Raw genomic sequence first — 16,865 nt, 5'->3', positions numbered from 1 at the left:
GCGTTGCACTGGTCAGCCGGCCCAGAACACCCCGTGCTTGAAGAACATCACGCGTGAGGCCGACGGCGGCTGGTCAGTCGTCATGGTCAAGCCCGAGAATGGGCACATGCGTTGATCCGATGACCGGGGCAGCGGGGGCGGACAAGTCCGACTCGCGGATCTGCGCGTCCTGCGGCGGAGACAATCCGCTCCGCTTTCCCCTCTGCGGCTACTGCGGGACCGAGTTTCCCGTCATCGGTCCGCCCAAGGCCGTCCGAAAAGCGGTGACGATCGTCTTCTCCGACCTCATGGGCTCGACGTCGCTCGCCGAGCGGCTCGACTCCGAGGCGATGGGCGAGGTGATCACGGCGTACTTCGCGGAGATGCAGGCAGCCTTGGAGGGCCACGGGGGCACCATCGAAAAGTTCATCGGAGACGCGGTCATGGCCGTCTTCGGTGTGCCCACGGTGCACGAAGACGATGCCCTCCGGGCAGTTCGCGCGGCGTTGGAGATGAAGGAGCGTCTGATCGTCCTCAATGACGACCTCGAGCGGCGCTACGGCGTCCGTCTGGCGAACCGGACCGGCGTCAACACCGGTGAGCTCGTCGCCGGGGGAAGCGGGATGGCCAACCAGCGACTCGTGATCGGAGACGCCGTCAACGTGGCGGCCCGACTCGAGCAGGCGGCGCCGGCCAACGACATCCTGATCGGCGACAGCACCTACCGGCTCGTGCGCGGCGTCGTCGAGATCGAGGAGATGGAACCCCTGGAGCTGAAAGGAAAATCCGAGCGGGTTCCCGCCTACCGTCTGATTGCCGTCCACGACGGTGAGGCGCTCGCGCGGCACCACGAGCGGCCGATGATCGGCCGGGAGCGGGAGCTGTCCCTGCTGAACGGTGCGCTCGACGAGGCGATCTCGGCTCATCGGGGCCGCATGGTGACGGTGCTCGCCCAGGCCGGCATGGGCAAGTCCCGCCTGACTCACGAGTTCGCCGCGGCGGTCGAGCCACAGGCGCAGGTGCTTCGAGGTCGTTGCCTGTCCTACGGGCGAGGCATCACCTACTGGCCGCTGATCGAGATCGTTCGCCAGGCGGCGTCGATCAGCGACGACGATCCGCCTGGACTCGCCCTGGCCAAGCTGTCCACGCTCGCCGGTGACGACGCGGTCGCTGAGCGAGTCGCGTCGGTGATGGGGCTCCAGGACGCCCAGTTCCCGGTCGAGGAGATCAAATGGGGTGCTCGCAAGCTGCTGGAGCGGGTGGCCGACCAGCGACCGCTGGTGGTGATCTTCGACGACATTCATTGGGCTGAGCTGACCCTGCTGGAGCTCATCGAGCATCTTGCCGAGTCTGCTGAGGCACCGGTGCTGGCTGTGTGTCCGGCTCGACCTGATCTGCTTGAGCTCCGCGCGGACTGGCCCGAGCCCCGAATTATTCTGGAATCACTGACTGATGCCGACATGGGCCGAATCGTCGAGAACGCGCTGGGGCGCGGCGATCTGGCCGACGAGATCCGAGACCGGATCCTCGTGTCGGCGCAGGGCAACCCGCTGTTCATCGAGCAGATGCTCTCCATGTTGGTTGACGACGGCACGCTGGTGTTCCAGGACGGTCTCTGGAGCACGACGGTGGAGCTGTCCGACGTGATCGTGCCCCCCACGATCCAGTCGCTCCTGACCTCCCGTGTGGAACAGCTGGGCCGCGATGAGCGCGAGACGCTCGAGCCCGGGGCCGTGATCGGCCAGGAATTTCCCGAGGAGGCGGTCAAGGCGCTGTTACCGGAGGATCTGCGCCCCCGCGTCGGCGAGCGCCTTGAGCTGATTGCCGCCAAGCAGCTGATTCGCCCGAACCCGGACGCGCTGACGACCGAGTCCGGGTATCGCTTCGAGCACTTGTTGATTCGCGACGCTGTGTACAAGCGACTGGTCAAGCGCAGCCGGGCCACGCTGCATGAGCGATTCGTGCGTTGGGCACAGGAAGTCAATCGTTCACGCGACCGCGAGCAGGAGTACCAAGAGATCTTGGCCTACCACCTCGAGCAGGCCCACCACTATCTGGCGGAGCTCGCGCCACTTGACGCGCATGGCCAGTCGATCGGGCTCGAGGCCGCCGACTGGTTGGCCGCCGCAGGCCAGCGCGCCTTCGGACGAGGCGACATGCCTGCTGCCGCCCAGCTTCTCAGACGCGCTGCCGGGCTGCTGCCGGACGACGCGCACGCCCGACTGGAGCTTCTGCCAGATCTCGGCGAAGCACTCGTCGACATCGGCGAGTACGTGGTGGCCCAGGTCTATCTCGACGAGGCGATCGACCGAGCGAAGGCCAGCGGGGAGACGCGTCTGGAGGCGCGTGCAGAGCTGGTGCGATTGCTGCTGCACGCCCATTCCTCGACCTCGGCCAGCTGGGCCGATCAGGCCATGCAGGGTGCCGAGCGGGTGATTCCGGTCTTTCGCGACGCCCATGACTCGGTCGGGCTGGCCGCCGCCTACCGGCTGCTCGCCTGGGCCCTGGGCACCGAGTGCCGGTACGAAGACGCAGCCTCGGCCGCGAAGGTCGCGATCGAGCATGCCTCCGCGGGCGGCGACGACCGCCAGCATCGGCGCGCGTCGGTCCAGTATGCGCTCGCTGCGGTGTGGGGGCCCACGCCCGTCCCAGAAGCGATCGAGCATTGCCGTGAGATCGTCTCCCAGGCTCGTGGCGACCGCCGCACGGTCGGCGTCATCACCAGCCTGCTCGGACGCCTGGAGGCCATGCGGGGGGAATTTTCCACTGCTCGTTCGCTGATCGTCGAGGCGCGGGTGGTCCTCGAGGACATGGGCCGGACCCCGATCGCTGCCTCGACCTCGCTGGACTCATGTGCGGTCAATGTTCTAGCCGGTGACCCGGCGGAGGCCGAGCGGGATCTTCGCCGCGACTACGCGGCACTCGAGGGGATGGGCGAGAAGTACATGCGGTGCACCGTCGCCTCAGAGCTGGCCCGGGCGCTGATCGAGGAGGGTCGCGACGCGGAAGCCGAGCACTACACCGAGATAGCACGCGAGCTCGCGGCCGTCGACGATCTGTCGGCCCAGGTGCTCTGGAGGTCCGTGCGTGCCCGGGCCATGGCGCGCAGAGGTCAGCAGACAGACGCGGTTGCGCTGGCTCGGGAGGCCGTCGCCTTGCTTCGCGGTACCGACTCGCTCGTGGCGCAGGCCGACGCGCTGTGTGATCTGGCTGAGGTCCTCATGGCCGACGCCCAGAGTGCCGACGCCTCCACGGCCCTTGCGGAAGCGCTGGGCCTGTACGAGCGCAAGGGTGACCTCGCCTCGGCGGCGCGTGCCCGTGCCCTGCTCGTGGAGTCGCCGGCGCGCGGCTGAGGAGACTCAGCAGTCAGTCCGTGGTCAATCCTGCGTGCCGACGGCGAACTGCACGGAGCCGTCGGAGCCGATCTGAGCGTCCAGCACCTTGTCGTCGAGCATGAGGGCGGCTGATTCGTCCAGGAACACGCGGGCGCCGGCCTCGTCGAGCACCTGGTCGCCGTCTTCGGGGGCCGGAACGGCGCTGAGGACCAGTGCGGGTCCCTCGTCACTCTCGGGCTGGGTGCTGATGCGAAGACCTCCGTCGGGTCCACTGGTCTCGTCGATCTCGGTCAGCTGCTTCACAACGCCAGCAGCGGTATCGGTCAGGGTGAGCATGTCGCCTCCTGTGTGGGGTGTGCAACGGACCATCCACTGTTCCTCACTTGAGCCACGATGCAAATCGGCTCGGGGTGCCGCGTGGCTCAGTCGGCCGAGAGGAACACCCGCAGGGCTGACGCGAAGGCCTCGGGCTGCTCGGAATGCACCCAGTGGCCGGCCCCCTTGACGGTGACCAGAGTCGTGCGGGGAAACAACCGGCGCATGGCCGGCTCGTCCTGGTCGGTGATGTAGCTTGACCGGTCCCCTGCCATCCACAGCACCGCGCCGTCGAAGGTGCCGTCGAGCTGAGGGAAGTCGCCGATCGCAGCGAGATCACGGCGCAGCACGGCGAGATTCGCCTGCCACATGAAGCCGTCCGGTCCCGATCGCAGGTTCTGCAGCAGGAAGCCGCGCACGCGCGGGTCCTCGATCTGGTCGGCCAGTCGCTCATCGGCCTCGCCGCGGCGATTCAGCGTCGCAAGATCGAGCTCGGCCAGACTGTCGAGGAGGTGCTGAAACTCGCCGGAGTCCTCGCTGGCCGACGGCGAGATGTCGACGACCACGAGCCGCCGCACGAGGTCAGGATGGCGCAGTGCCAACACCATCGCGACCTTGCCACCCATCGAGTGGCCGACCAGGTCGATCGAGCCGTCGGGCGCCACCTCGTCGCGCAGGAAGCCCGCGACCCGGTCGGCCATGTCGGCGTAGTCGATGCCGTCGGTCCAAGCCGACTGGCCGTGATCGGGAAGATCGATCAGCATGGACCGGAACTCCGGCACGAGGGACTTCGCGGCCTGGGTGAAGTTCTTTCCCTGGCCGAACAGCCCGTGCAGGAAGACCACGGTCCGTCCGGTGGCCCCGACCTCCACAGCGTGGATGGTGGGCTTGTCTGGCATGCGCCCAGCCTAGGGCCCGCACGGTGCGAACCATTCGTCGAAGGCGCATCGTCATCGTGGGGACCGTGGGCCGGAAGTCACGTCACTCGCCGGCCAGTGCCACCTGGATGCGGTCGGCCATCAGACTCATCCAGTGCCGCGCCTGGGTGTGGTCGCTGCCATCGAGAAAGTAGTGATCGCGTCGCGGCACGACGTGGTGCTCCACCGACACGGCCGCTGCCATCAGTCGCGCCGCGAAGGCGTCGCCCTCGGTGCGCAAGGAGTCGTACTCAGCCGTGATGACGAGCGCCGGTGGCAGCCCATCCACGGCGACGGCCAGCAGTGGCGACGCATACGGCTCAGCTCGGCGTGAGGAGTCCTTGAAGTAGGTGGCACGCACCAGACGCAGCAGCGGCGGGCCGATCATCGGGTTGGCAGTCGTGGACGGCTTGCCGCGCACGTCCCCGGACACGTCGAGGGACGGAACGGCGAGGAGCTGAAGGCGAGGCGTCGCGGTGTGGTGGTCGCGTGCTTGCAGGCATGCCGACGCCGCGAGATTCCCTCCGCCGCTGAATCCCCCGATCGAGATCCGATCCGGGTCCAGGCCCCACTCCCCCGCATGTGTGGTCAGCCACGCCAGCACGTCGTGAGCCTGCTCCTGGGCCACGGGGTAGCGGACGCGAGGTGCGGCGAGATAGTCCACGTTCACCACGGCGACCTGCGCCTCGGCGACGACGAAACGGCAGAAGAAGTCGTCCATCTGGGGAAACCGCATGATGAAGGCGCCGCCGTGCAGGTGAACGTGGACTGGCGGCCGGTCGACCGCCGGTGGCCGGTAGAGGTCAACCTTGACCCGCCCGTGGCGCGTGGGCACCCGCAGCGATTCAGGGGTGGGGAGGTCGCTGCCCGCCAGGCGCAGCTGCTCGCCGTATCGCACGGTCCACCGGGCGGTCAGACCCGAGAGGCCTGCATACATGTCTGCCAGCACTGCCATGGGAGGCATTCGGTGCTGAACTGCCCCCGGCTGGGTCGCTGATCCATCATGGATCCATGAAGATCACCCGATTCGGCCACGCCGCACTGCTCGTGGAGACCGAGACCACGCGTGTTCTGATCGACCCGGGCGGATTTTGCGATGCGCCGGTCTTCGACCTCACCGATCTCGATGCCATCGTCGTGACCCACCAGCACCCCGACCATTGTGATCAGGAGCGTGCTCCCGCTCTGGTCGATGCCAACCCCGAGGCCACCTTGATCTGCGACCCGGAGACCGCGACCCTGGTGGGATTCGGGACCTGGCTGCCGAACTCGGACGGCCGTGAGCACCAGATCGGTGACATCGCGCTGCGCGGGGTGGGAACGCAGCACGCGGTCATCCTTGCGGCGATCCCCCGCATCGCCAACGTCGGCGTCACGCTGACCAGCGGTGGAACCACGGTGTTTCACCCCGGCGACACCTATGAGTACGCACCCGCGGGAGTTGACGTGCTCGCCGTCCCCTTGAGCGCTCCGTGGGCCAAGATCAGCGAGACGGTCGATTTCGTGCAGCGCGTGGCGCCGAAAGCCGTGCTGCCCATTCATGACGTGACCATCGCTGAAGCCGCCTACGAGCTCTACTGGGGCCAGGTGATCAAGCACGGCGGTGCAGCGGACGCTCGTCGGCTCGGACAGGCCGAGTCGACTCAGTTCTGAGAATCCTCGACGCCGCCCCGCAGCCACCAGGCCGCGACGACACCGCCGATCGCCCCGAACAGGTGCCCCTCCCACGAGATGCCGGGCTGGCCAGGAAGCACCCCGATCAGCGCGCCGCCGTATGCGAAGAAGACCACGACTCCCACGAAGATCTGTCGTACGTTGTCGGCGAACACCCCGCGCAGCACCAGATAGGCGATCCAGCCGAACACGATGCCAGAGGCGCCGACGTGAAGGGTTGACGCGCCGCCGATCAGCCACGTGCCGAGGCCTGAGGTGAGCCACACCAGGACCGTCACGGTGGCGAAGGTGCGTACGCCGGCCAAGGCCAGCAGGAAGCCCAGCACCAGCAGGGGAGCTGAGTTGCCGATCAGATGCGCCCAGTCATCGTGCAACAGCGGGCCGAACACGATGCCGGTCAAGCCAGCCTCGGACCGTGGACGCACTCCGTTGGACTCGAACTGACCTGGAACGATTGCATCGAGACCCTCGATGATCCACAGGACCGCGACGAAGCCGGCCGCGATGACGACCGACCGCCGTGTGGCCACGAGAGTTCGTTTCGTCACTCGTTCACGGTAGCGGTGAACCCGATGGGCAGAAGCATTCGTTCCGGGTCGGTATCGTCAGTCCGGGCGAGGGCGAATTCAGGGTGAGGTGTTATCTCACATGTGAGATAAGGTGGAAGAATGTCTGACACAGCCGAGATCGATCAAGACGACTACCTGGCGCGCATCGGAACGTTGATCCGGGACGCTCGCCAGCACCGCGGGCTGACCCAAGCCGAGCTGGCCACGCAGCTGGCCACCAGTCAGAGCGCCGTCAACCGCATCGAGAAGGGTCTGCAGAACCTGACCCTGGAGATGTTGGCCCGCATCGGCAACGTGCTCAACTCCGAGCTGGTCAGTGTCGGCACGTCCGGACCCAGCCACCTGCGGGTCAAGGGCGGGACCCGGCTGTCCGGCGCCATCGACGTGAAGTCGAGCAAGAACGCCGGTGTCGCCCTGTTGTGCGCGTCGCTGCTCAACGCCGGTACCACCGTGCTGCGCAAGGTGGCGCGCATCGAGGAGGTCAATCGGCTGCTCGAGGTGCTGGAGTCCATCGGGGTCAAGGCCACGTGGCTGAATGCAGAGAACGACCTCGAGCTGGTGGTCCCGGCCGACCTGGACCTGAACGCGATGGATGCGGACGCCGCCCGCCGCACCCGCAGCATCATCATGTTCCTCGGCCCGCTGATGCACCGGTACGACGACTTCGAGCTCCCGTACGCCGGCGGCTGCGATCTGGGCACGCGTACCGTCGAGCCGCACATGACGGCGCTGCGGCCCTTTGGCCTCAAGGTCGTGGCCACTGAGGGCAGCTATCACGCCGCGACCGCGGCTGGTGTCGTTCCTGAACGCCCGATCGTGCTGACTGAACGCGGCGACACCGTCACCGAGAACGCCCTGCTCGCCGCAGCGCGCTGCGACGGCGTGACCGTCATCCGCAATGCGAGTCCCAACTACATGGTGCAGGACCTGTGCTTCTTCCTCGTCAAGCTCGGGGTGGGTGTCGAGGGCATCGGCACCACGACGTTGCGGGTCACGGGCAAGCCGGTCATTCACTGTGATGTCGAGTACGCGCCGAGCGAGGACCCGATCGAGGCCATGAGCCTGATTGCCGCCGCCATCGTCACGCGGTCCAGCATCACGGTGAGGCGCGTCCCGATCGAATTCATGGAGATCGAGCTCGCACTGCTGGAAGAGATGGGATTTCAGTACGACCGCGGTGAGGAGTACCCGGCCGAGAACGGCCACACCCGCCTGGTGGACATCACGACCCACGAGTCAGATCTGCACGCGCCGATCGACAAGATCCACCCCATGCCGTTTCCCGGACTCAACATCGACAACCTGCCGTTCTTCGCCGTCATCGCGGCAACCGCCGAAGGCCAGACCATGTTGCACGACTGGGTCTACGAGAACCGTGCGATCTACCTGACGGAGCTGAACAAGCTGGGCGCGCAGGTCAAGCTGCTCGACCCTCACCGCGTGCTGATCGAAGGGCCCACCCGCTGGAGCGGATCGGAGATCGTGTGCCCGCCGGCGCTGCGTCCGGCCGTCGTGATCCTGCTGGCCATGCTGGCGGCCAAGGGCACCTCGGTCCTGCGCAGCGTGTACGTCATCAACCGTGGATACGAGGACCTCGCCGAGCGTCTCAACGCCCTTGGCGCCCAGATCGAAACCTTTCGCGACATCTGAGTCGGGACGGCGACGAACTGACCCTGCGAGGCCCTAGCGTGACGACTGTGTCACGGCTCACCTACCTCGGAGCTTCAGGCCCGGTCGCCATCGCGCACCGCGGCGGCGCGGCCACGGCGTCCAACGGGAAGATCGAGAACTCGCTCGAGGCGTTCCAGGACGCGGTCGGCCGGGGATTTCTGTTCATCGAGACCGACGTCCGGTGCTCGGCCGATGGCACGGTGTGGGCCATTCATGACGAGACGCTGACCCGCCTGACCGGCAGCCCGTCCGTGACCGCTGAGCTCAACGACGAACAGTTGTCCCGCGAACGCATGGACGGGCGCGTCGGGTTCGTGCAGCTCGCGGAGGTGCTCACCGCGCTGCCCGACGTCCGCCTGAACATCGATGTGAAGGCTCAGGACGCGATCGGCCCGACGTGTGACCTGATCGAGGCGATGGGCGCGGTCAACCGCGTCTGTTTGTCGTCGTTCTCGCACGTTCGACTCCGCCAGATTCGCCGGCTGCTGCCCAGCGTCACCACGGGAGCCTCGAGGCGCGAGGTGGGGCTGGTCAAGCTGTTTCCGGCATGGCTGCTGGCCGCACTCCATCTCCCCGCCGCCGACTGCCTCCAGGTGCCGGTCGCCGCCGGCCGCCTGACCATCACGACGCGCCGGTTCATCGCCCGGGCTCATCGACTCGGACTGCAGGTTCACGTCTGGACCGTCGACGATGCCGACGAGATGCACCGACTGCTCGACCTCGGCGTCGACGGACTCATGACTGATCGCACCGATGTCCTCAAGGACGTGCTGCTGGCCCGAGGTACCTGGAAGGAACCCACATGACCCCCCAGCCCGACGTCGCCGTCGCAGAATCTCGCCGCGGTCCCGTCATCGCCTGGAGTCTGTGGGACTGGGGCTCGGCAGCGTTCAACGCCGTCATCGTGACCTTCGTGTTCTCGGTGTATCTCGTCGACGCAGTCGGTGCCGACATCGGCGGTCCGATCTCGGCGGCGACCTGGCTCGCCTGGTCGATCGGCGGCGCAAGCGGTGTCATCGCCGTCCTGGCTCCCGTGATGGGGCAGAAGTCGGACGCTTCGGGCCACCGCAAACGCTCACTCGGCCTCCTGACGGTGTCGGTCGTCTCTGTGACCGCGCTGATGTTCCTGGTGGAGGACAGCCCGGACTTCCTGTGGTTGGGACTGGTCCTGCTCGCACTCGGCACGATCCTGTTCGAGCTGGCCCAGGTGCCGTACTTTGCGATGCTGCGCCAGGTCTCCACCCCCGACACGGTCGGCCGGATCTCCGGTCTGGGCTGGGCGTTCGGCTATCTCGGCGGGATCGTGCTGTTGGTCATCGTGTATGTCGGGCTGATCGCCGGCAACGGTGGTCTGCTAGGCGTCTCGACAGAAAACGGACTCAACATCCGCTGGGTCGCAGTCGTCGCCGCCGTATGGTTTCTGGGGTTCTCGATCCCCGTCCTGCTGGCGGTGCCGGAGCTGCCGGCCGATGCGAGCCCAGTTCCCGATGCCGGCTTCTTTGAGTCGTACCGCGTCCTGTTCGCGGAAATTTGCTTGATGTGGCGCGAGGAGCGGCACACGCTGCAGTTCTTGATCGCCAGTGCGTTGTTCCGCGACGGTCTCAACGGCGTCTTCACCTTTGGCGCCGTCATCGCGGTGAGCGTCTACGGGTTCTCCGCCGAGACCGTCATACCGTTCGGCATCGCGGCCAACGTGTCGGCTGCCGCCGGAGCGATCGTCGCCGGTCGCCTGGATGACCGGTTCGGACCGCGTCGCGTCATCGAGGTGTCGCTTGTCGCGATGCTGGGCGCCGGCATCATCTTGTTGTTCGTGCAAGGCATGGCCATGTTCTGGGTGTTCGGCCTGATCCTCGTGCTGTTCGTCGGACCAGCCCAGTCCGCTTCACGCACCTACCTCGTGCGGCTGACTCCCCCGGGCAAGGAAGGCCAACACTTCGGGCTGTACGCCATGACCGGCCGTGCTGCGTCGTTCCTTGCACCGACGCTCTTCGGCTTGTTTGCGCTGCTCGGCGGCGACGACCGCTGGGGCATCATCGGCATCATGTTGGTCCTCCTGGCTGGTCTGTTGGCCCTGTCGAAGGTGCCGCCGCTGACTGGGGATCGCGCCAGAGTTTCGCAGTAGGGGCGCGCCTCAGGGGAATTTCATGTGCGTCTCGTACGTTGAGAGAGGTAGAGCAACCACGAGAGGGGACGCATCATGGCTGAACGCGCATTGCGAGGTGCCCGTCTGGGGGCCCAGAGCTTTGAGGATGAGCGTGGCGTCGAGATGGCGGCCCGGCAGGAGATCGAGTACGTCTGCGCCGACGGCCACACCTTCACCGTGACCATGGCCGACGAGGCGGAAGTTCCGTTGGAGTGGGAAGACCCCAAGACCGGTCAGAAGGGTCGATTGGTCGACGGCGCTGAGCCCGAGCCCAAGAACGAGAAGCACGTGCGCACACACTGGGACATGTTGCTGGAGCGTCGATCTGTCGACGAGCTCGAGGAGATTCTCACCGAGCGCCTCGAGCTGCTGCGTGGCGGAGAGATCGGCCCGCCCCACCTGCACCGCGCCGCAGCAAAGAAGCGACGCAAGACGGCCTGATCAGCGACGACGTCGCGTGGGCATGCGACGCGCGATCCCCCACCCGGTGACGCGCCACAGCGCCTCCCGCACGATCGCTCCGCTCATCTTGGAGTTTCCACGCGTCCGCTCGACGAAGGTGATCGGCACCTCGGTGATCTTCATGCCAGCGGCCAGGGTGCGTCGCGCCATGTCGATCTGGAAGCAATATCCCTGCGACGAGACCTCGTCCAGGCGTAACCGCTCCAGCGTGTGCCGCCGGAACACCCGATAGCCGCCAGTGGCGTCCTTCACGTCGAGCGACAGCATCAGCTGGGCGTATCGGGTCCCGGCACGCGACATCATGCGTCGATGCCACGGCCAGTTGATGACTCCCCCGCCGGGCACCCACCGTGAGCCGAGCACGAGGTCGGCGCCATGCTGGCTCGCCTCCAGCAGCGCAGCCAGGTCCTCGGGACGGTGGGAGCCGTCGGCGTCCATCTCGACCAGTCGGTCGTACTTGCGCGCAAGCCCCCAGGCGAAACCGGCGCGATAGGCGGCGCCCAAGCCCACCTTGGACTCGCGGTGCAGCACGTTGACCCGGGGATCCTGGGCTGCGACCTCGTCGGCAATCTGCCCGGTACCGTCGGGCGACGCGTCGTCCACGACCAGTACGTCGACCTGCGGCTGCTCGCGGTGCAGCTCACCAATGATCCAGGCGATGTTGGCGGCCTCCTGGTAGGTCGGAATCACCACCAGCGTGCGCATCAAGTCTCCCTTGTCGCTCGCCCATGGCGGCGGGCTCCGAGCATCCATCCAATCAGAGCGAGGGTCACCAGCACGTATTCCAGTGGTGCTCCGACGTGCACGGCCGGGGTCCGCTCCGACGCGAGAGGAACCTCGACCTCGAGGGTCGCCGCCGTCCGTAGCGGAGCGCGCTGCACCGCCTGTCCCTCGGCATTCACCACGCCAGTGATGCCGTTGGTCGACGGCACGACAACCCAGCGTCCCGTTTCGATGGCGCGCAAACGCGTGATGTCCCACTGCTGTTCGGGCTGTGCCGTCGCGGTGAAGGCGGCGTTGCTCGTCTGGACGACGATCAGCTGGGCTCCCTCGTCCACGAGATCTCCCACCACGTCGTCGTACACGATGTCATAGCAGATGGTGTCGCCGATCGTGGTGCCGCCGATGTCAAGGGTGCCGACGCGATCGCCGGCCAGCATGTCGCGCGGGATGGAGCGGTCGAAGGCCGGAACCAGCCCACCGAGCGACTCACGGAAGGGCACGTACTCGCCGTAGGCGACGGGTCGGCGCTTGACGTACCGCTCCCCCGGCCCGTTGGCGTCCCAGACGACTCCAGCGTTGTACGACGTGGTGGAGGTGGGTCCGTCGAAGATGCCACCGACCAGGATCGGTGCGCCGATGCGGCTCGACAGGTCCGAGATGCGGGAGCTGGTGGCCCGATCGGCCGTGGGATCGGTGTCGGTGGCGTTCTCTGGCCACAGCACCATGTCGGGCCGGGGCGTCTCGCCGTTCTCTACCCGGTCGGCGAGGCGCTCCGTCTCGGTGGCGTGCAGGGTGAAGATGGCGCCAGGCGGCCACGCGAGGAAGTCACCGGGAGTGTCTCCCTGCACCAGCGCGATCTGGCGGGTTCCATCGCTCCCGGCCAGTCCGACCGGCAGCAGCAGGCCGACGCCGACCAGTGCGGCCACCGAGACCGCGCCGCGCACGCGGTGCTCACCCTCCACGATGGCCAGCACGCCCGCAGCGAGGAGCACCATGACCGCCGAGGTGCCCGGCATGCCCGTCGCCCGCGCGAAGGACTCCATCGGCGTGTCGATCGCGCTGTGCGCGATGCGGCCCCACGGGAAACCTTCGAACGGGAAGGACGACCGGGCCCACTCCACGGCTGCCCACACCGCCGCTGCCCACAGCGGCCACAGGCGCAGTCGCATGACCGACCGCAGCCCCAGCATCACGATGCCGAAGAAGACCGTCTGGGCCATCACGAGCGCCACGTACGCCCCGTTGCTGACCGCATTCATCCACCAGATCAGCACGGCCATGAAGGTGCACCCGTACGCCAGCCCGGCAGCGGCGACCAGCCGCCGGGAAGCGTCCTCGAGCCGCCGCGCGAGCCACAGCAGCCCGGCGACCGACAGCACCATCGCGAACGGCAGCGACCACGGGTCGAACGCCGCGGCCGCCACCAGACCCAGCGCTGCCGCCGATGGCAGGGCGAGGCGCGCCCTCACAAGATGACGAGTTCGCGCGGGGTGTTGTTGAGCACCTCGAGGCCGTCGGCCGTGCAGATGGCGATGTCCTCGATGCGGGCGCCGAAGTGGCCCTCGACATAGATGCCCGGCTCGATCGAGAACGCCATGCCCTCGGTGAGCACCAGATCGTTGCCCGCGACGATGTACGGCTCCTCGTGGGTCTCCTGACCGATGCCGTGCCCCGTGCGATGCATGAACAGATCGCCATATCCGGCGTCGGCGATGATGTGCCGACCCACAGCGTCCACGGACTCAGCGGTGACCCCGGGACGGGCGTGTTCCCGCTGTGCGGTCTGAGCGGTCTCCAGCACGGCGTAGAACTCGGCGTACTCCGCAGGGACCGACCCGCCGGCCAGGTAGTTGCGGGTGGAGTCCGAGCAGTAGCCGGCTGGCGTGGTGCCGCCGATGTCGACGAGGACGGGATCACCTTCCTGGATCACCCGATCGGACAGCTCGTGGTGGGGCGAAGCACCGTTGGGGCCAGACCCGACGATCACGAAGTCGCAGGTCGCGTGCTCGACCAGGATCGCGGCAGCGATGTCGGTACCTACCTCGCGCTCGGTACGACCTGGCCGCAGCCACTCCCCCATGCGCTCGTGCACCCGATCGATGAACACGCCAGCCTCGCGCAGCGCCTGGGCCTCGTCGGCATCCTTGCGGATGCGCAGCTCGGAGACGATCGAGCCGCCCAGGACCTGATCGGCACCCGGCAGGGCCGCGCCTAGTGCGAAGACCCGCGCAGCCCACATGTGGTCATCGATTCCGATCGTGGCGGCGTCGCCGACCAATGATGCCACCAGCGCGAAGGGATCATCGGTCTCGTTCCATGACGCGACCGTGACGTCCACGCCGGAGGCGACGGCGGCCGCTCGCTCCAGCGCCGGGACCACCAGCGTCGGGTCTCCTTCCGAGGGCAGGACCAGACAGGTCAGTCGCTCCAGCGGCAGAGCCTCATAACCAGTCAGGTATCGCAGATCCGCCCCCGGCGTGATCAGCAGTGCATCAATCCCGCGCGCGGCGGACAACTCTTGCGCCTTCTGCCATCGACTACCCACGCGACGACCCTACCGTCGCGATGTTGGGCTACGGTGTGGGGAACATCACCAATGGATCGGGGGGTCCGCATGCGCAAGACCATTGCGTCCGCAGCAGCTGCTGCACTGACCGTCACCCTGTTCGCCGCGACACCCGCGACAGCAGGCAAGGACGACAACACCAAGGGACAGAAGCCGTCGAGCAAGACGGTCGACACCCGCAAGCTCGAAAAGGCTGTGTCGGTCAACGGCCTCATGCAACACCTGCGTGAGTTCCAGGTCATCGCCGACCGCAACGACGGCAATCGTGCGTCGGGACTGCCGGGCCACACGGCATCGGCGGACTACGTGGCCAAGAAGCTGCGCAAGGCCGGCTACCAGGTCACTCGCCAGGAGTTCACCTTCGCCTTCTCGCGCGAGGTCGAACCAGCCACCTTGACGCAGACGGCTCCGACCGAGCGCGATTTCGACACGGCGACGTTCGACTACTCCGGATCCGGTGACGTGACCGGACCGGTCGTGAACATCGACCACGTGCTTCCTCCGTCGGAAAAGCCCAACGGCTCCACCTCGGGCTGCGAGGCGTCTGACTTCCCGCCCGCTCCGGCTGAGGACGCCGTGGCGTTGATCCAGCGGGGCACCTGCCCCTTCGGTCTGAAGGCGAGCAACGCCGAAGAGGCCGGCTACGACGCCGTGATCATCTTCAACGAGGGCCAGCCCGGTCGTCAGGACCTGATCGTCGGAACGCTCGGCGCTCCGGCCGACATCCCGGTCGTCGGCCTGTCCCACGAGGACGGCGCCGCCCTGGCACAGACGCCCGCCGCCGAGGTCCACGTGACCACGAAGACGGAGAACGACCTCAACCGCACCACGGAGAACGTCATCGCCGATCTCCCGTCGAAGTCCAAGGTCAGGAACCCGGACCAGACGGTCGTGGTCGGTGCGCACCTCGACAGCGTCACCGAGGGTGCGGGCATCAACGACAACGGTTCGGGATCTGCTGGAATCTTGGAGATCGCCGAGCAGCTGGCTGCACTGAAGTACACCAAGAAGCTCGAGCGTCCTGTGCGCTTCGCCTTCTGGGGTGCTGAGGAGGCCGGTCTGCTGGGCTCGGAGCACTACGTCGACAACCTGTCGACCGCCGAGCGCGGCAAGATCTACGCCAACTTGAACTTCGACATGATCGGCTCGCCCAACTACGGGCGATTCGTCTACGACGGCGACGGCTCCGACAGCGATCCGGCAGGCCCTCCTGGTTCGGGTGCCATCGAGGACATCTTCACCGGCTACTTCGACAGCAAGAAGCTGGCGTCGGCACCGACGGAGTTCAGCGGACGATCTGACTACGGACCGTTCATCGCGGTGGGGATCCCGGCTGGTGGCCTGTTCACCGGTGCCGAGGGCATCAAGACCGCTGAGGAAGCCGTGATGTTCGGTGGAACCGCTGGCGTCGCCTACGACGTGTGCTACCACTCGGCGTGCGATGACATCGGCAACGTGAACACCAAGGCGCTGCAGGAGATGGGCGACGCCGCGGCTCACGCGACGCTGGTCATGCTGCAGAGCAAGGCTGGCCTGTTCCCTGACGGCAGCGTGGCTCCGAAGTCCAAGAGCGCGAAGGTCAAGAAGGGCGCGCCGGGCAACCCGGCCCACGCCGCTCGGTAACGCACGGCACGTGACCGCCACGGGCGTCGATCTTTTCGGGGATCGACGCCCGTGGCCTGCGCAGTAGGGTGATCGCCATGTCTCGACTGATGCTGCTGGACAGCGCCAGCTTGTACTTCCGCGCGTTCTTCGGCGTGCCGGACACGATGCAGGCGCCCGATGGCACGGTGATCAATGCCGTGCGCGGGATGGTCGACTTCGTGGCCACGCTGGCCGAGCAGTACCACCCCACCGGCATCGTGGCGTGCTGGGACGATGACTGGCGGCCGCAGTGGCGGGTCGATCTGATCGACACGTACAAGACCCAGCGGCTGGACGACTCGGGCGCTGAATCGGACACCACCGGGGGCCTGCTCGGTCCCCAGGTTCCGCTGATCGCTGAAACCATGACTCTGCTGGGCATCCCCGTGGTGGGTGCAGCTGAGGCCGAGGCCGATGATGTCATCGGAGCGCTCGCGGCCCAGGCGGACTGTCCGGTCGACGTGGTGACCGGAGATCGCGACCTGTTCCAGGTCGTGGACGACCGGCGTCAGGTGCGCGTGCTCTACACCGCCCGCGGCGTGGCGAAGCACGACGTGGTCGATGCTGGCTGGTTGCGCGAGAAGTACGGCGTGGGTCCAGAGCAGTACGTCGACTTCTCCGTCATGCGCGGCGACTCCTCCGATGGGCTGCCCGGCGTGGCCGGCATCGGCGAGAAGACCGCCGCAGTGCTGTTGGCCGAATTCGGGGACCTTGACGGCATCGTGGCGGCAGCACACGACGACGCCTCGTCGATCAAGCCGCGCGTGCGAGCCAATCTGCTCTCCTCGGGCGCCTACATGGCCGCGGCCCGCGAGGTGGTGACGGTGCGCACCGACATCGTGCCGCCCACCCAGTACGTGCTCGAGC

Annotated in this window: 15 protein-coding genes; 8 read left to right on the top strand and 7 right to left on the bottom strand. The window is 67.1% G+C overall.

Going from position 1 to position 16,865, the window contains the following annotated elements; translation table 11 throughout:
- Positions 1-119 precede the first annotated feature (119 nt).
- Entirely contained in the window at positions 120-3,332 is a 3,213-nt protein-coding gene (locus tag WB508_RS02770; RefSeq protein WP_423843351.1) for an ATP-binding protein, read from the top strand.
- 24 nt (positions 3,333-3,356) lie between these two features.
- Here the strand turns inward: WB508_RS02770 and WB508_RS02765 are convergent, their stop codons facing one another.
- From WB508_RS02765 to WB508_RS02755, 3 genes are all read right to left on the bottom strand, one after another.
- Positions 3,357-3,650, bottom strand: a complete 294-nt coding sequence (locus WB508_RS02765) for a Fe-S cluster assembly protein HesB (RefSeq protein ID WP_423843350.1) — start codon at positions 3,648-3,650, stop codon at positions 3,357-3,359.
- A gap of 86 nt (positions 3,651-3,736) precedes the next feature.
- Positions 3,737-4,528: an alpha/beta fold hydrolase gene (locus tag WB508_RS02760; RefSeq protein ID WP_423843349.1), complete on the bottom strand. Its 792-nt coding sequence runs from the start codon at positions 4,526-4,528 to the stop codon at positions 3,737-3,739.
- Positions 4,529-4,610: 82 nt separating this feature from the next.
- The gene (locus tag WB508_RS02755) at positions 4,611-5,501 is read right to left on the bottom strand and encodes an alpha/beta hydrolase fold domain-containing protein (protein WP_423843348.1); all 891 of its coding nucleotides are present in this window, start codon (positions 5,499-5,501) and stop codon (positions 4,611-4,613) included.
- Between the two features lie 56 nt (positions 5,502-5,557).
- Here WB508_RS02755 and WB508_RS02750 point away from each other — a divergent pair, with 56 nt between their 5' ends.
- Positions 5,558-6,199: an MBL fold metallo-hydrolase gene (locus WB508_RS02750; RefSeq protein ID WP_423843347.1), complete on the top strand. Its 642-nt coding sequence runs from the start codon at positions 5,558-5,560 to the stop codon at positions 6,197-6,199.
- On the opposite strand, the gene WB508_RS02745 is transcribed toward WB508_RS02750, so the two are convergent.
- On the bottom strand, positions 6,190-6,768 hold the full coding sequence (locus WB508_RS02745; protein ID WP_423843346.1) for a rhomboid family intramembrane serine protease: 579 nt from the start codon (positions 6,766-6,768) through the stop codon (positions 6,190-6,192). The two genes, WB508_RS02750 and WB508_RS02745, sit on opposite strands and share 10 nt — an antisense overlap.
- 120 nt (positions 6,769-6,888) lie before the next feature.
- Here WB508_RS02745 and WB508_RS02740 point away from each other — a divergent pair, with 120 nt between their 5' ends.
- The 4 genes from WB508_RS02740 (at position 6,889) to WB508_RS02725 (ending at position 11,044) form a co-directional block, all read left to right on the top strand.
- Positions 6,889-8,439, top strand: a complete 1,551-nt coding sequence (locus tag WB508_RS02740) for a UDP-N-acetylglucosamine 1-carboxyvinyltransferase (protein WP_423843345.1) — start codon at positions 6,889-6,891, stop codon at positions 8,437-8,439.
- 38 nt (positions 8,440-8,477) lie between these two features.
- Complete coding sequence (locus tag WB508_RS02735; RefSeq protein ID WP_423843344.1) at positions 8,478-9,266, top strand: glycerophosphodiester phosphodiesterase family protein; 789 nt, start codon at positions 8,478-8,480, stop codon at positions 9,264-9,266.
- A complete protein-coding gene (locus WB508_RS02730; RefSeq protein WP_423843343.1) occupies positions 9,263-10,582 on the top strand; it encodes an MFS transporter in 1,320 nt (439 codons plus the stop codon). The genes WB508_RS02735 and WB508_RS02730 overlap by 4 nt, the downstream gene beginning before the upstream one ends.
- A 75-nt stretch (positions 10,583-10,657) precedes the next feature.
- The gene (locus WB508_RS02725; RefSeq protein ID WP_423843342.1) at positions 10,658-11,044 is read left to right on the top strand and encodes an RNA polymerase-binding protein RbpA; all 387 of its coding nucleotides are present in this window, start codon (positions 10,658-10,660) and stop codon (positions 11,042-11,044) included.
- Here WB508_RS02725 and WB508_RS02720 read toward each other — a convergent pair whose 3' ends face one another.
- Genes WB508_RS02720 through WB508_RS02710 form a run of 3 tightly spaced genes read right to left on the bottom strand, consistent with a single transcriptional unit; the run spans position 11,045 to position 14,333 of the window.
- Positions 11,045-11,770, bottom strand: a complete 726-nt coding sequence (locus WB508_RS02720) for a polyprenol monophosphomannose synthase (RefSeq protein ID WP_423843341.1) — start codon at positions 11,768-11,770, stop codon at positions 11,045-11,047.
- Complete coding sequence (gene lnt, locus WB508_RS02715) at positions 11,770-13,257, bottom strand: apolipoprotein N-acyltransferase (protein WP_423843340.1); 1,488 nt, start codon at positions 13,255-13,257, stop codon at positions 11,770-11,772. Before lnt ends, WB508_RS02720 begins: the two co-directional genes overlap by 1 nt.
- Positions 13,254-14,333 (bottom strand): M24 family metallopeptidase, encoded by a 1,080-nt coding sequence (locus WB508_RS02710; protein ID WP_423843339.1) that lies wholly within the window; start codon positions 14,331-14,333, stop codon positions 13,254-13,256. Before WB508_RS02710 ends, lnt begins: the two co-directional genes overlap by 4 nt.
- Positions 14,334-14,402: 69 nt before the next feature.
- On the opposite strand from WB508_RS02710, the gene WB508_RS02705 reads away from it, so the two are divergent.
- Both WB508_RS02705 and WB508_RS02700 read left to right on the top strand, forming a co-directional pair.
- A complete protein-coding gene (locus WB508_RS02705) occupies positions 14,403-15,977 on the top strand; it encodes a M28 family metallopeptidase (protein WP_423843338.1) in 1,575 nt (524 codons plus the stop codon).
- Positions 15,978-16,054: 77 nt separating this feature from the next.
- Positions 16,055-16,865, top strand: an 811-nt coding sequence (locus WB508_RS02700) for a 5'-3' exonuclease (RefSeq protein ID WP_423843337.1), incomplete at its 3' end; no start/stop codon positions are given.

Source organism: Aeromicrobium sp. (assembly GCF_049586495.1).
GTDB lineage: Bacteria > Actinomycetota > Actinomycetes > Propionibacteriales > Nocardioidaceae > Aeromicrobium.
The sequence above is the reverse complement of the archived record's forward strand: the minus strand, read 5'-3'. Positions and strand labels throughout refer to the sequence as shown.